The sequence below is a fragment of the Pauljensenia sp. C0170B4 genome (genome assembly GCF_056590235.1).
Map to the genome: position 1 here is coordinate 62,497 of NZ_JBWPVS010000007.1, position 14,019 is coordinate 76,515.

The following is a 14,019-nucleotide window of genomic DNA, read 5'->3' on the forward strand; positions in this document are numbered from 1 at the left end:
TGTCAGACCTGAAGCGAGCCGCCACTGGCATATCAGCAAGTGGTAGGCCTTTTGCTCTGCGCTTTTCGGACATTGCCCCCACTTCGTTGGCCGAGAGATTCCCCGGACGGTGAGACTGTGTACAGATGCAGAATCGGGGCTAATGCCCGGGATCATGTCATGATGCATCTCACCGCTGCAGCTCTTGCCGGGCTGGAAGCGCCCTATTACAGTAGAAGACACAAGGAAATACAGACGCGGGGTGGAGCAGTTCGGTAGCTCGCCGGGCTCATAACCCGGAGGTCGGAGGTTCAAATCCTTCCCCCGCTACGAATCGAAACTCTTGATCAGCATTCGCGCTGATCAAGAGTTTTTCTTTCCCGTTTTCTTTGCCGTTTTTCTTTCCAACCATCGCCGTTTCCTTACCCGCCGCCGATGAGCGAAAGCGTCAACCTCGAACGAGAGCGTCAACCAGTCAAGGTAAGAGAGCCGTTGCGGGCCGTCTCACCATTCGAGAATCGCATGATAGCGCGGAAAAGTCGATGTCGGTTCCGCCGCAGTAGTGCGTCGATGGCGCTTCTACCTTGACTCGTTGACGATCTGGCAAAATCCAAGGCGTTTGCCTACCCTAGACGCACCTTGAAAGGCCGCGTTGGTGTTTGCGTGGGCAGTAGTCGATTCCGATCCAGCGGTAGGCGACTTACCGGCGGGAACCTCGGGTCTGATCCATGGACTGCAGTGTGGCACCGGCTTGGCCCTGAGGAATCGGTGAGACAACAACTGCCGTTCCATACACGCAAACCTCCGTCATTTGCTCGGCAAGCTCGCCGGTGTCGAAGCGCATCGCGATGACCGCGTTGGCTCCTCTGCGGGCAGCCTGATCCACCATGCGTGACATCACCTGTTCGCGCGAGTCGATCATGATGCGGGTGTACTCCGGGATTTCGCCTCCGCCGATGGTGCGGAACGAAGCAGTAAAGGTCTGGCCTATACTCGCGGAGCGAACCGTCAGGCCCATCACTTCTCCCAGAACCGCATCGATTCGGTACCCGGGAATGTCATTTGTTGTTACAACGATCATTTGAAATACAGTAAAACACTCCGGGCGATAACGGTATACCTCAGGGGGGATTCCGCGGCCACTTCTCCTGACGGCTACCTTATCTGGCAGGGCGGCTGTTAGCGCACTGCGCCAGGTGAGAATCAGATCAGTCGAACTGCGGGCCGGTTGTGCGCGTGCGCTTCAACTCGAAAAATCCGGGCGTACGTGCCAGAGCAACGCAGCCGTCCCAAAGATCCAGTGCCGCCTGACCATGCGGAGCAGGAGAGATCACCGGCCCAAAGAACGCGACACCGTCAAACGCGATGATGGGAACGCCAACCTCGTCACCGACCAACTCCAACGCATGCGCTACAGAGGAACGCAGTGCCTCGTCCGATGACTCCACACCGTTGGCGATAGCCTCGGGAAATCCGGCTGCCTTCACCGCGTCGGCGATGACATCACTTCCCAACTCTTTTGACTGATTATGCAGGCGCGTACCTACCTCGGTGTAGAGGGAGGCTACAGCCTCACTGCCGTGAGTGTCCGCGACCTTCTGAAACAATAACGACAGGCCGCGCCCCTGCTCGACATGTGCACGATACTCCGCATCAATGTCCTTGCCTTCATTCAGAATCGCCAGAGAGAACGGGTGCCATGTCACTTCAAAATCGCGTGCGCGAGCCACTTCTTCGACCCAGCGAGACGTGATCCACGTCCACGGGCATGTTGCATCGAACCAAAAATCTACGTGAGTACTCATATGTCTATCGTGGCGTATAAACCACGATCGCGCATTGCATTCTTGAAGGAAGGCCCGCTCTTCGCGCTGATTTCGCGAGGCGAGTCGCGCTTTACGGCATTCTCACAGGTAAGTAGTGCACACTGAGCCTGTGAATCTCATGAGTGGTTGGGTCGTCCTATTTGCCGGAGTACTGGCGCTGTGCGCACTTATTGGCACGTCCACGCTTTTGCGCCCTGCCGGACATCTTTCGCCCAATCGCGAGGGAGCGCGCACGTCGTTCATACGTATCCTCAGACGCCAGATGACAGCTTTTGTCGCCCTGTGCATTACGACGACTCTCATGTGCACCACATTCGCTTTGCTGGCCAACCGCACCATGTCATTCCTTCGTACTCCTTCTGAGGTTGTGGGATTGGTCAAGAATGCGCTCGGTGCAGGCGACACTCGCGTATCAGCGTTTGCGCCACCCAGACAAGGCGAACAGGACCAACGCGTCGATCCACCGGAACTCGCCTACGACGCGCAGCTGCACGTATGGCGAGGAACGCTGAGCGGCGCGCAGTCCGGCTTGACGCGCGAAGTTGCCGTCTGGGCGCCACCCGGCTACGCTCCGGTCGGAGCGATACCTACTGCCTCCCAGAGTGACAGCGCCGACACGCCTATCCCGCTTTCGCGGGCCATCGTGCTTTATCACGGGTACGTGGGAACAGCGATTGGCACAGTTCAGTCACTCGAACTCACCGAACGCATAGCACCACTGGTCGAACGAGGCGAGATTCCTCCAACGCTGCTGATCTTCCCTGACCTGTCAATGGGTGGGGCAGAGCCGGACTGCGTTGACGTTGACGGGCACCCCAAAACTGAAACCTTCGTTGTCACTGATCTAGTCCCAGCGATCCGCGCAGCATTCCCAAGTATTCCGTATGATCCCGACCATTGGGCCGTAGGCGGATTTTCAGCAGGCGCATACTGTGCGCCTGTTATACATGTGCGCCACCGTGACGTTTTTGGGGCAGCTGTGGCGATGGGCGGGTACGATACTCCAGAATTAGGCGCTCTGAAAAATGCCGATCAGGCGACAAGGGACGCTTTCACCATTTCACACTTGCTCGCTCAGCCGCATGATGTGCCCCTCAGAGTCCTCGCGATGGGCGTATATGCGGACAGGGATGCCATGACTTTTGGCACTGCCTTGCAGAAACTGGCGCGCACACAACCTAACGATACCTTCGTATCGGTCATGAAGTCCGAGGGAGCCCACGGTTGGACAACATGGCGCGAGGATCTGACCTCAGCGTTGAAATGGTGGAGCGGTAGGGAAGTGCAGTCGGACGCTCCGACAGCCCCGCCATGGTGGCAGATCACCCAAACTGTGCCGCTGATCGGGAGCTTTAGCGCGTGGGGGATTGCCATGGCGACATCCCTGATGCGTGTGCGGATGAGGATGCGTACCGGACGGGTGCGGCGCGCTGTGACGGACTTTTTCCTCGCGGCACTCACCTGCCTACTCGGGGCGCTTGTAGCGCTCCTCTTGGTCAATAACTCCGAGGTTTTCTTCTACTCGTGGGATGATCTGTGGACGAATTTCCTCAGCTTCCTGCACTAGCCTGTGATCAGCTGAACCACTCCTTGACCGCGGCGAGTATCTCACGGTCGAACGCGTCATCACTGTGACGGTCGTGGATCCATGACACGAAGCTGCCCGACACAAGCTCATCGAGCTGCGCACGACACCGATCAGTTTCCGTCAATGCCCGGCGCAGCAAGTCAGCGGCCGCATCCTCGTCACCATCGGGATACATGAAGGGATACCCGTCCGGCAGCAAAGCCCTGGCCCACGGAAGATCCGGGAAAATACCGATCGCTCCGGCACCCATCGCCTCCACATAGGACAGGCCGTAGGATTCCTCGCTGGCGGTCGCCACAAACGCCGTCGTGTGCGACAGCGCCTGCCAGTATGACGCGCGCGAGGCAGTCAGCGGCCCCACCCAGATCCACGGCAGCTGTGAATACTCCATCGCCTTCTCAGAAACCAGGTGCGACTCGTGCAGTCGCATCTCCACACGCAGATCCGTGTCTTCCTGTACGGCGGACACAATATCCATGAACATGTCTGGGCGCTTGCGGTTGGCAAGGTAGATTGCCGGATACAACACCACGGGCGTGTCAGGTTCGTGACGCGGCTGCACATGCTCCAGGCGGAATCCCAGGTTCACCCACGACAACTCAGCCTTCTGAGCTAACGGTTGAACGGTCCACCGTTCCACGACTTCACGTACTTCAGCCGCTGTGCGTTCCGAGTTTGCGAACGTGGGGAACAGAGCGCACGACAACGCGAGGGCACTCACCTGGACGTGCTGTTCAAGCGTGTTAACCGGGAACCACACGAAGTTCATGATCTTCGGAATATTGCCGCCCGAGGCATGATAGACGGTGTTCCATGTACCCAGTGAGTCCACCACATCCATATTGATGATGACCGTGTCATCGGGATTGATTGATTCGAGCGGCATCACGGTGAAACCCTTGCAGCGCCGTGCCACAGGGCCGATGATGCTGGAATCGGGGAAGATGCGCAGGAGTCGCCTCACCAAAGTGGCACCGGCGTCATGACCGGTGACTCGGCCGCCCTCGTCAATGAGGGTCGCATCGCGTTTGATGGCAATTCTCATTGCTGTGCTCCAATCTGAGATGCAGGGGAATCAGCAGGGGAGTCCTCGCCGTCGGCCGGATCCTCCATCGGCGCCTGTATGCGCATGTGGTAGAAGGAGCGGTAGACGAAGAACGCGGACACCAGTGCGAAAATGACGGCCAGCGTGTAGACGAGGGCGCTCAATCCCTGTCCAGTCAGTGACACTGCCAGTTCCACTGCCAGCAGACCGAACAGCGTGGTGAACTTGATGATCGGATTCAGGGCAACGGAGGACGTGTCCTTGAACGGGTCGCCGACCGTGTCACCCACGATCGTCGCGTCATGCAGAGCGGTTCCCTTGGCGTGCAGGTCGACCTCGACAATCTTTTTCGCGTTATCCCACGCACCACCGGCGTTCGCCATGTAAATAGCCTGGTACAGGCCGAAGATGGCGATCGAAATGAGGTAGCCGATGAAGAAGTACGGCTCAACGAATGCGAATGACAGAGTGGCGAAGAAAACCGCCAGGAAAATCGTCAACATGCCTTGTTGCGCGTACTGTGTGCAGATCTCCACTACGCGGGTCGAATCCTTTTCGGAGGCTCGCTCCGTGTCATCGTCCAGTTTGATGGACGTCTTAATGAACTCGACGGCACGGTAGGCACCTGTGGTGACTGCCTGAATCGATGCGCCGGAGAACCAGAAGATCACCGCCCCACCCATAATCAGGCCCAGCAGGAACGGAGCGTGCAGGATCGACAGATAGTTCAGACCTTCTTCGAGGCGATTCGTCAAACCGATGATGATCGAGAAAATCATCGTCGTCGCACCTACAACAGCGGTGCCGATGAGGACCGGCTTCGCAGTGGCCTTGAAAGTGTTGCCCGCGCCGTCGTTTTCTTCCAGCATGAGTTTGGCGTTATCCCACTGCGGAGCGAAACCGTCGGAACGCTGAACCTCCTCGTCAATACCGTCGATTGCTTCAATGCGGGAAAGCTCGTAGACAGATTGCGCGTTGTCGGTCACAGGGCCGTACGAGTCGACTGCGATCGTCACTGGCCCCATTCCCAGGAAACCGAAGGCCACCAGGCCAAAGGCGAAGACAGCAGGTGCCAGCATGTAGTCGCCCAGTGTGACCTCGGAAATCAGGAACGCGCCACCCATCAGGCCAACAATCGTGATGCCCAGCCAGTAGGCGGAAAAGTTGCCGGCGACCACGCCTGACAGAATGTTCAGCGATGCTCCGCCCTGGCGTGAACTCTTCACCGTTTCGCGCACGTGGCGCGACTTTGTGGAGGTGAAGACTTTTACCAGTTCGGGGATGAGTGCGCCAGCCAACGTGCCGCACGTGACGATCGTGGCCAGTTCGATCCACAGGGCGCCGCCTTGCGGTGCGAGGACCAGCCACGACATCAGGTACGTTGCAGCGATGCAGATAATCGAGGTGAACCACACCAGCGAGCTCAACGGGGCCTCAAAGTTCATTGTTGTGGCATCGCTGTATCGCGACGCCACGATGCGCGCGTTGATCGCGTAGGCAAGAGCCGAAGCCAGAATCATGGCGACACGCACGGAGAACACCCACACCAGCAGCGTTGCCTGAAGGACGGGGTCATTGACGGCCAGGATAATGAACGTCACCAGAGCCACGCCTGTCACACCGTAGGTTTCAAAACCATCAGCGGACGGTCCTACCGAGTCGCCTGCATTATCGCCCGTGCAGTCAGCGATAACACCGGGGTTGCGCGGGTCGTCCTCGTCAATTTTGAACACGATCTTCATCAGATCCGCGCCGATGTCGGCAATCTTTGTGAAGATGCCGCCGGCTATACGCAGGGCCGAGGCTCCCAGAGACTCACCGATGGCGAAGCCGATGAAGCAGGCGCCTGCGACGTCATTGGGCAGGAACAACAGGATGATCAGCATCATCAGAAGTTCGAGGGAAATGAGGACCATTCCAATCGACATGCCGGACTTCATGGGGATTTTATGGATCGGCAGCGGTTTGCCCCGCAAGGAGGCGTAGGCGGTGCGCGCGTTGGCGAACGTGTTGACGCGGATACCGAACCACGCCACGGAGTAGGAGCCAGCCATTCCCAGAAGCGAAAATGCGACCACAATGAGCATCTTCCCCCACGGGAAGCCGACCAGAACCTTGTAGTAGATGACGATAACTGCGGTGATGAAGACCCACAGAATCAGCAGGAAACGTCCCTGTTTCTTCAGGTAGGCCTGGCATGTTGCGTAGATCAGCTCCGCGACCTCCAACATGGAGGCGTGTACCGGCATCTTCTTGAGCTGCACGTAGGTGGCGAGGCCGAATCCCAGTCCAAGCAGGCAGACGATCAGGCCGATAATCAGCAGAGTCTGTCCCGAAAATCCACCGATGACAGTGACTTGTGACAGGTCAGGGAGCACGAGGTTTGCTTCACCGCCGTGCACGTTTGATGACGGGTCTTCGACGGCGGGAAGGGGTCTGGCGAATCCGCACAGCAGCAGTGCGAACGGCAATGCACCCAGCGCACCCAGGAATGTACGGCGCGAGCGCGGCGGCGTGGGCGAGACGGAGCACACGGCGCTGTGACGCGAGCGAAGTGAAGTGAGGGGAGGCCATATGGGGGTATGAGTGATGCGTGTCATCGGTCCTCGATTTACAGGTAGAGCATCATTGCTGTACTTGTCACCCTAGACATTTGTTGCTCACCCCGTTCGCAAACAATGCGGCCAATGTCACACGACGATTGGAAGAATGTGAGCCAGGTCATTATGAGGGTTGTCTGCTGGGTCCTTGGTCCCATTTGAGTGCGGAGTGGCTGGTGAGAGACCTATGGGCTCCAGATGCACACGGTGGTTCGTACAGTGAAGCCATGAATATATGGATGGTTGTGGTACCCCTTCTCGCACTGGTGGTGGGCCTCGTTTCAGGGTGGTTTGCCGGGGTCAACCTGGGGGCGGGGCGTGCGCTCGATTCGCTGCGTATACGCGTATCGCAGGCTGAACATGAGCGTGATATGCGTGGTGAGCAGACACGAGCCGTTCATGACCAGCTTCGTCAGCGCCTGGAAGAGGCGCATGAACAGCTCGCCGATGAGCGCGAACGATCCGAGCGCATGCGCGTGGAATATGAAGACCGCCTGGCAGATCAGGCTCAACGCAGCCTGGGGCAGCAAAAAGAACGCGCACGGATTATGGAGGCGCTGGTACCTGTCAGCGACATGTTGACGAAAATGACGCATTCCATGTCGGCGATGGAACGATCCAGAGCTGAGGAGTACGGGGTTATCCGCGCGCAGCTTGAAGCATCGACCACGATCGGCGAGCAATTACGGGTGACCACCTCTCAGCTGCATGACGTCATGGGTTCGACGTCTGTGCGCGGCCAGTGGGGCGAGATCCAGCTGCGACGCCTCGTTGACATGTGTGGCTTGATGGAACACGTTGATTTCGATGAACAGGATACGCAGCGCTGTGAGCGAAACAGCGGAGAGGCATCGGGGCGTCAGCGGCCCGACATGGTGGTGCACTTGCCGCAAGGGCGCACATTGATCATCGACTCCAAAGTGCCCTTCGACGCGTACATGAAGGCATGCGATATTCCCGACTCGGCAGGGGAGAGAGAAGCAGAACAGAAGAAGAAACTGCTTGCCCAGCATGTTCGAGCCGTGCGGTCCCACGTGGACACACTGTCGAAGAAAGAGTATTGGAAGAGGTACGAGCAGTCACCTGACCTGGTCATTGCCTTCATTCCCCTCGAATCCCTGCTGTCAGCCGCGCTGCGCGAAGATCCGCAGCTGCTGGAATACGCCTTTTCGCGAGGTGTGGCTTTGGCGTCTCCCAGCGCACTGTGGGCGTGCCTGAAGGCAGTGGCATATACGTGGCGCGAAGAATCAGCCGTTGCGCAGGTTCGCGAGTTCTACGCTCTGGCCAGCGAACTGTATTCGCGCTTGTGCACCCTCGCAGACCATGCTGAGCTTGTTCGAAAGACGATTGATGATCTGACTGAACGGTGGAACAGATTCGTCGGCTCGTTGGAAACGCGGGTGCTGGTCAGTGCCCGCAAAATGTCCCAATTGGATGAATCACATGTCATCGCGCACATCGAACCAGTAGAGAAGAAAGCGCGCAGCTTGCGAATCAGTGATCAGCTCAGCGGTGAGAAGGGCGAACAAATGTCGTGATTCTCCACCGAGCGTCACCCGACACGTCTCGCCACGACGAATCGGACCGATCAGGATCCACGTGCCAATGCTCGGGATCGACGTGCGGCGCGTACACCAGCGGCGTGTTCTGCCCGCTGAGCGGGCGTACATCCAGATCAAGGTCTGTTACGACCAGTTCATCCACCCGATCCATCGTCTGCTCGTAGATCTGGGCTCCGCCGGTAATCCACACCACGGGAGCTGGGTCCCTATCCATGTCGGGTGTCGTCGCAGTGCTGGCGGTGATGGCTGCTCGCTGGTCACGGTGATCCGCCAGGTGAGCGGTTGCAACCTCGAGCGCCTCGTCCAGGTTGGCAACGACCAGCGCCCCGGGGGTCTCGTAGTCGCGCTGGCGCGTCATGACGATGTTGGTGCGTCCGGGCAATGGCTGACCGCCCAGAGCCTCGTAGGAAGAGCGCCCCATGATGATCGGGTAGCCCAGCGTCATCTGTTTGAAATGCGCAAAATCAGCCGGAACATGCCACAGCATCGATGTGCCAGTTCCCAAGATGCCGTTTCGATCCTGCGCCCAAATCGACGCCAGCGTGAAATTGGGGCGCGCCACAAGTGTGCTCATACGGCGACTGATGCCTTGATCGTCGGATGGTGCTGATAATTGTCGATGTGCACATCATCAAAGTCATACTCGAACAACGAGGGTGCCTGATCCAACGTGAGCGTCGGGAACGGATACGGATCCCGTGAGAGCTGCTCGGTGACCTGGTCGACGTGATTGTTGTAAATGTGGCAATCTCCACCCGTCCAGATGAAGTCGCCCACTTCAAGCCCAGCCTGCTGGGCAAACATATGTGTCAACAGGGAATATGAGGCGATATTGAAGGGGACGCCCAGGAACAGATCCGCGCTGCGCTGATACAGCTGCAGGCTGAGACGCCCATCGGCCACGTAGAGCTGGAAAAGAGCATGGCACGGTTCCAACGCCATATACTCCAGGTCGCCCACGTTCCACGCGGACACGATCATGCGTCGTGAGTCCGGATTTGTGCGCAAGGTGTCCATGACGTGCGAAATCTGGTCGAAGGTTCGGCCCCCCTCCGCATGCCACGAGCGCCACTGGACACCGTAAACAGGTCCCAAATCCCCCTGATCGTCGGCCCACTCGTTCCAGATGCGGATACCGTGATCCTGCAGCCACTTCACATTCGAATCGCCTCGCAGGAACCATAAGAGCTCACCCACAACCGACTTCATGTGGACGCGTTTCGTTGTAATCAGTGGGAACCCCTGAGACAGCGGATAGCGCAGCTGCGCGCCGAAAACGGAGCGGGTGCCTGTGCCGGTGCGGTCAGCCTTGGAAACGCCTTCGTTCATGACGCGCGTCAGCAAATCCTCGTACTGGCGATCCGCGCCCACAGGTGTCTCACGCCCTTCAGATGTCTGAGTCATCAATCGTCGCTCACTTCTTCATTTGGCTTGATCGTATTATTCCTCATCAGGTAGGACGATCGCCTCGTACAGTTCATCATCTGCGGCAGGATCCTCAACCGGCTGCACATCGATCACAACGTCTTCAACGTTTTCCGAAGGTGCGGGTCCCAGCGCTGTCTGCACGCCCTCAACGACAGACTTGGCCATCGAGCGGCCCAACTGCCAGCCCACAACAGCTCCCACACCGAAGGGCAACAGGCGTCCCAGTGTTGTGGTTGCAGCTTTCGAAACTGCCTTCTTGCGCAGCCACTTGGACAACAGACGGTTGAACTGCTGGGCGGTGCCCGTGCGAATCGACAGGAACGAGTTGCGGAACCAGGCCAAAGTCTGGATCCCGACCTGCGCCGTAATCATTTCCGCACCTTCCCGCCCAGTCAAGGCGGCCAGAACCAGTGCCGTGCGCTTGGCGGGATCCCTCAGATCAATGCCATACAGGTGCGCCACAGTCATCGCGTAGTGAGCAGATTCTGACACGAAGGCGGCAAGCTGAGCGCCCGATGCTGCTGCAGAAACTGCGGTGCCGGCACCAGGGTAGGCCGCCGCCGCACCCACAGCACCTGACTCCATCCCGATGCGCCGCAGGTACGAGCGGGTGGCGAGCTGAACCAGCTCGTCAGGAGCAAGGTCAGGGAACTGTTCACGCAGCTTGCGCGCCGCCTTTAAACTGGTTGCGTGAGGAACGTTCAGCGCCTTCTGCCACACACTTTCCGGCAGAGACAGCGGCATGCGTGAGCGCTCAGAATCTGAAGAACGAGGTGACATATCGTTACATTTTCTCTGATGTGAAAGTTGCCGAATAGGTGGCCGACTGTTCAACCGTGTGGCCCACCGTACAGTTCTTGTGAATAGCGCGCGTGGCTCGTTCGATCAGGTCAGCGCGATCCTCATCGCTCAAGGCTGACAGGTCCTGCACCAATTCAACCTGGAACGATTCGTAGCGGTTCTCCTCTTTGTTGGAGACCGCGGAAACGCCGGTGAACTGCTGGAAGTCGTCACCAAGCACGGAGCTCAGACGCGAATCGGACGACATCGCATTGCATGCTGCCACGGCGATCTTCAAGAGCTCGCCAGGAGTGAACTCTCCCGGTCCATCTCCGATATTCACGGCCGCGTCGCGATGGTTGCGCGCAACGTATTGCCTTTTCCCGGTGCGCTCAATGAACAGTGACTCAGATGGGCCGCCCTCGGCAGCCGGTGCCGTCGTATGTGTATCCATAGCTATATTGTTTCACTCTTGTTCGAGGAGGACCGTCTTTCGCCCTCGTTCATTTCCAAGGGCGAACATGCAGAGGTGATTTCCCTTAGGTCCTGGCCGGACTGAGCCTTGCCGGATCAGGCAAGCGCGCCTCGTCGTCGCCCTTTATCGGTGAGGTCGTGCCGATTCCTAATGAGCCTGATCCTGGTTCCATTTCTCAGCCAGGCCGACCTCAGCCTCGAAGATCCGGGAGATCTGCTTCATTGCCATATTCTCGATCGTCTTACCCACCAGTGGAATCTTGACGGTAAATTCGCCGTCCATCTGGCGCACTGCTTGCGCGTCATTGCCGGAAAGTTTCGAGGTGAAGTGGCCGCTCGCGTTCACGCCTTCGACGGTCAGCATGGTCGATCCCACCCGTTCGCGACCGCTGATCGGCTCCCACTGCTCCTTCATAGTGATGGCGGGTGACTTCTTGAGGAACCGCTGCGCCGCCGGGGGAAGCTGATTGACGTCAAGTGTGCACGAGGCTTCAATAAGGAGGCCTCCATCGGCGGTGGAATGTACATTGGCCTGAGGGTCAGTCACTCCGGGCTGATCCAGACGCGCGTAAGTGAACGCGGGATCTGCATACATCGCGTTGACCTTGTCAAAACCCAGGGGGTAGGCGTAGGTTTCGTTAATTCGCATAGTTTCTCCGCTCCGGTTTGCGTGTTCGAGGCACCCATAATGGCCTCCATACCACTACAGTGGTGCCATGCGTTCCCTGATGCAACTCGCCGGACAGGCTTCCTCGCGTGTCCTCGCGGAGCAGGATCTTGACTGGCTCCACCTCTTGCTTGCAGATTGGCAGGTCCTGGCCGATTTGGCTGCTGCCGACCTTGTGCTGTGGCTTCCCACCGACGACGGGCGTTTCATTGCTGTTGCGCACTGCAGGCCATCGACCGCTACGACGGTGCACCTCGATGACATTATCGGCCTGTATCTACCGGCCGCGCGCGAAGCAAACCTGCGCCAGGCAATGGAGACCAACTCGATTGTGGAGCCGTCAGGGACGCGCTGGGCCGGCACCTACTCCATGACGGAGGTGTGCGTCCCGATCAGTCACGGAGGCTCAGTCATTGCGGTCGTGACGTGCGAATCGAACCTGGCCTCACCGCGCCCGACCGTCGGGATGGGCGCCTGGACGCAGAATGCCTCGCGAATCCTGCTGGAGATGTGTGCGCGCGGTGAGTATCCCTACACGTCTACACCAACAGTTCTTGCGCACGGCGTGCCACGCGTTATGGATGGCGTGATTCTCATTGATGGTGACGGCACGGTTCAGGAGCTGACTCCTAATGCGAGCTCATGCCTGAGGCGCCTGGGGATTCGACACTCGGTCATTGGGCGCGTGCTGGCCGAAGACATCACAGACGTCATATCCAATGACGCGCTTGTTGAGGAAACGCTGGCTGTCGTTGTGATGGGGCGGGCAGCGTGGCGCGTGGAGATCTCGGCGCACGCCTCGACAGTCAATATGCGCGCATTGCCTCTGACCAATGGGCGTCATCGTCTGGGGGCGGTCATCTTGACACGCGACGTGTCTGAGATGCGTCGGCGTGAAGAAGAGCTGATGACGAAAGATGCCACGATTCGGGAGATTCACCACCGCGTCAAGAACAATCTGCAAACCGTGTCGGCCCTGCTGCGACTGCAGGCCCGCCGCTCTGATTCGCAGGAAGTCAAGGATGCCCTCAAGGAGGCCGAACGCCGAGTGCAGTCCATCGCCACAGTTCACCAGGCGTTGTCGCACACGGTCGATGAGGAAGTTGATTTTGACGAGGTCGCCCGCTCCGTGTTGCGCCTGTCTGGCGCGGTTGCCTCAACGGACCATTCTGTTGAGGTTATTACGACGGGTAAATTTGGCGTGATCAGCGCGGATCAGGCTCAAGCCCTGGCCACAGTGCTCAACGAGCTTGTTGCCAATTCTGTCGAGCATGGTCTGGCAGGGCGAGACGGCGTGATACGCATCGATGCGCAGCGCGACCACGACAACGACAAACGTATGACGGTTCGCGTGATTGATAACGGCGTAGGATTTGAGCCAGGTACTCCACTCAGCGGCTTGGGCACGCAGATTGTGCGGCAAATGGTTCGAGGGGAACTGGGAGGCACGATCGAGTGGGAACCGGGAGAAGAATCGGGCACAGTTGTCACGCTGCGTCTACGCGTGGAGTGATGCAGAGGTGTGCTCGGTGGAATGGGCATGTGAGGGCAGTGTTCGTGCACTGAATAAACGCGTAGCCGAGTTCGTGGTGAACCCGGCTACGCGTTGAAGTCAGTGAGGAGTTTCAGGAAGCGCGGCGTGCACGTGCGGCGCGGCGTTTCATTGAGCGGCGCTCTTCTTCGCTCAGACCGCCCCACACTCCGGAATCCTGGTTGTTGTCCATTGCCCACTGCAGACACACGGTCTCAACGGGGCAGTTATGGCATACAGCTTTGGCTTCCGCAGCTTGTGTCAGGGCTGGACCAGTATTGCCGATTGGGAAAAACAGCTCCGGGTCAACACTTAAGCAGGCTGCTTTACTCCGCCAGTCCATCTTCCCTCAAACTCCATTTCCGTTAACGTTTTGTTAAACAACTCGACGCTTAACGTATAACTTGTCGATAACTTGATCAATTGTCGACGAATCATCACCGAAGGGCAAGGGGAAAAAGGGCCCAACTCCCGTTTCACGCATGTGTCAATAGTCACGAGGATTTACGCGCGGCGGTGTGAGGGGACGAAAATGTGGA

At 58.3% G+C, this 14,019-nt stretch carries 13 protein-coding genes and 1 tRNA gene; 4 read left to right on the forward strand and 10 right to left on the reverse strand.

Annotated elements, in window-relative coordinates; translation table 11 throughout:
* Positions 1-235 precede the first annotated feature (235 nt).
* Positions 236-309: transfer RNA gene (locus tag AC1EJ1_RS09325), tRNA-Met, on the forward strand.
* Positions 310-679: 370 nt separating this feature from the next.
* On the opposite strand, the gene AC1EJ1_RS09330 is transcribed toward AC1EJ1_RS09325, so the two are convergent.
* Positions 680-1,060 (reverse strand): YbjQ family protein, encoded by a 381-nt coding sequence (locus AC1EJ1_RS09330; protein WP_480295742.1) that lies wholly within the window; start codon positions 1,058-1,060, stop codon positions 680-682.
* Between the two features lie 127 nt (positions 1,061-1,187).
* A complete protein-coding gene (locus AC1EJ1_RS09335) occupies positions 1,188-1,784 on the reverse strand; it encodes a mycothiol-dependent nitroreductase Rv2466c family protein (RefSeq protein ID WP_480295743.1) in 597 nt (198 codons plus the stop codon).
* A 139-nt stretch (positions 1,785-1,923) separates the two neighbouring features.
* Here AC1EJ1_RS09335 and AC1EJ1_RS09340 point away from each other — a divergent pair, with 139 nt between their 5' ends.
* Entirely contained in the window at positions 1,924-3,372 is a 1,449-nt protein-coding gene (locus tag AC1EJ1_RS09340; protein WP_480295750.1) for an alpha/beta hydrolase, read from the forward strand.
* 7 nt (positions 3,373-3,379) lie between these two features.
* On the opposite strand, the gene AC1EJ1_RS09345 is transcribed toward AC1EJ1_RS09340, so the two are convergent.
* Both AC1EJ1_RS09345 and AC1EJ1_RS09350 read right to left on the reverse strand, forming a co-directional pair.
* Positions 3,380-4,438 (reverse strand): glycosyltransferase family protein, encoded by a 1,059-nt coding sequence (locus tag AC1EJ1_RS09345; protein ID WP_480295744.1) that lies wholly within the window; start codon positions 4,436-4,438, stop codon positions 3,380-3,382.
* The gene (locus tag AC1EJ1_RS09350; RefSeq protein WP_480294682.1) at positions 4,435-6,894 is read right to left on the reverse strand and encodes a sodium-translocating pyrophosphatase; all 2,460 of its coding nucleotides are present in this window, start codon (positions 6,892-6,894) and stop codon (positions 4,435-4,437) included. The genes AC1EJ1_RS09345 and AC1EJ1_RS09350 overlap by 4 nt, the downstream gene beginning before the upstream one ends.
* A 371-nt stretch (positions 6,895-7,265) precedes the next feature.
* Here AC1EJ1_RS09350 and AC1EJ1_RS09355 point away from each other — a divergent pair, with 371 nt between their 5' ends.
* Positions 7,266-8,576 (forward strand): DNA recombination protein RmuC, encoded by a 1,311-nt coding sequence (locus tag AC1EJ1_RS09355; RefSeq protein ID WP_285016162.1) that lies wholly within the window; start codon positions 7,266-7,268, stop codon positions 8,574-8,576.
* On the opposite strand, the gene AC1EJ1_RS09360 is transcribed toward AC1EJ1_RS09355, so the two are convergent.
* From AC1EJ1_RS09360 to AC1EJ1_RS09380, 5 genes are all read right to left on the reverse strand, one after another.
* The gene (locus AC1EJ1_RS09360; protein WP_058236047.1) at positions 8,545-9,174 is read right to left on the reverse strand and encodes a dihydrofolate reductase; all 630 of its coding nucleotides are present in this window, start codon (positions 9,172-9,174) and stop codon (positions 8,545-8,547) included. The genes AC1EJ1_RS09355 and AC1EJ1_RS09360 overlap by 32 nt on opposite strands.
* Positions 9,171-10,004 (reverse strand): thymidylate synthase, encoded by an 834-nt coding sequence (locus AC1EJ1_RS09365; protein WP_070725633.1) that lies wholly within the window; start codon positions 10,002-10,004, stop codon positions 9,171-9,173. The genes AC1EJ1_RS09360 and AC1EJ1_RS09365 overlap by 4 nt, the downstream gene beginning before the upstream one ends.
* A 36-nt stretch (positions 10,005-10,040) precedes the next feature.
* A complete protein-coding gene (locus AC1EJ1_RS09370) occupies positions 10,041-10,808 on the reverse strand; it encodes a VPDSG-CTERM exosortase interaction domain protein (RefSeq protein WP_082628448.1) in 768 nt (255 codons plus the stop codon).
* 4 nt (positions 10,809-10,812) lie between these two features.
* Entirely contained in the window at positions 10,813-11,262 is a 450-nt protein-coding gene (locus AC1EJ1_RS09375) for an OsmC family protein (protein WP_058236045.1), read from the reverse strand.
* A gap of 168 nt (positions 11,263-11,430) precedes the next feature.
* Positions 11,431-11,931 carry a DUF2505 domain-containing protein gene (locus tag AC1EJ1_RS09380; protein WP_058236044.1) on the reverse strand — a complete coding sequence of 167 codons (501 nt, stop codon included), beginning with the start codon at positions 11,929-11,931 and terminating at the stop codon, positions 11,431-11,433.
* 67 nt (positions 11,932-11,998) lie between these two features.
* On the opposite strand from AC1EJ1_RS09380, the gene AC1EJ1_RS09385 reads away from it, so the two are divergent.
* A complete protein-coding gene (locus AC1EJ1_RS09385) occupies positions 11,999-13,462 on the forward strand; it encodes a sensor histidine kinase (protein WP_058236043.1) in 1,464 nt (487 codons plus the stop codon).
* 112 nt (positions 13,463-13,574) lie between these two features.
* On the opposite strand, the gene AC1EJ1_RS09390 is transcribed toward AC1EJ1_RS09385, so the two are convergent.
* Complete coding sequence (locus AC1EJ1_RS09390) at positions 13,575-13,823, reverse strand: WhiB family transcriptional regulator (protein WP_058236042.1); 249 nt, start codon at positions 13,821-13,823, stop codon at positions 13,575-13,577.
* Between the last annotated feature and the right edge of the window lie 196 nt (positions 13,824-14,019).

Excerpts from the sequence above, each read along its gene's own strand:
- AC1EJ1_RS09330 (WP_480295742.1), bottom strand. The coding sequence starts at position 1,060 with ATGATCGTTGTAACAACAAATGACATTCCCGGGTACCGAATCGATGCG.
- AC1EJ1_RS09335 (WP_480295743.1), bottom strand. The coding sequence starts at position 1,784 with ATGAGTACTCACGTAGATTTTTGGTTCGATGCAACATGCCCGTGGACG.
- AC1EJ1_RS09340 (WP_480295750.1), top strand. The coding sequence starts at position 1,924 with ATGAGTGGTTGGGTCGTCCTATTTGCCGGAGTACTGGCGCTGTGCGCA.
- AC1EJ1_RS09345 (WP_480295744.1), bottom strand. The coding sequence starts at position 4,438 with ATGAGAATTGCCATCAAACGCGATGCGACCCTCATTGACGAGGGCGGC.
- AC1EJ1_RS09355 (WP_285016162.1), top strand. The coding sequence starts at position 7,266 with ATGAATATATGGATGGTTGTGGTACCCCTTCTCGCACTGGTGGTGGGC.
- AC1EJ1_RS09360 (WP_058236047.1), bottom strand. The coding sequence starts at position 9,174 with ATGAGCACACTTGTGGCGCGCCCCAATTTCACGCTGGCGTCGATTTGG.
- AC1EJ1_RS09365 (WP_070725633.1), bottom strand. The coding sequence starts at position 10,004 with ATGACTCAGACATCTGAAGGGCGTGAGACACCTGTGGGCGCGGATCGC.
- AC1EJ1_RS09370 (WP_082628448.1), bottom strand. The coding sequence starts at position 10,808 with ATGTCACCTCGTTCTTCAGATTCTGAGCGCTCACGCATGCCGCTGTCT.
- AC1EJ1_RS09375 (WP_058236045.1), bottom strand. The coding sequence starts at position 11,262 with ATGGATACACATACGACGGCACCGGCTGCCGAGGGCGGCCCATCTGAG.
- AC1EJ1_RS09380 (WP_058236044.1), bottom strand. The coding sequence starts at position 11,931 with ATGCGAATTAACGAAACCTACGCCTACCCCCTGGGTTTTGACAAGGTC.
- AC1EJ1_RS09385 (WP_058236043.1), top strand. The coding sequence starts at position 11,999 with ATGCGTTCCCTGATGCAACTCGCCGGACAGGCTTCCTCGCGTGTCCTC.
- AC1EJ1_RS09390 (WP_058236042.1), bottom strand. The coding sequence starts at position 13,823 with ATGGACTGGCGGAGTAAAGCAGCCTGCTTAAGTGTTGACCCGGAGCTG.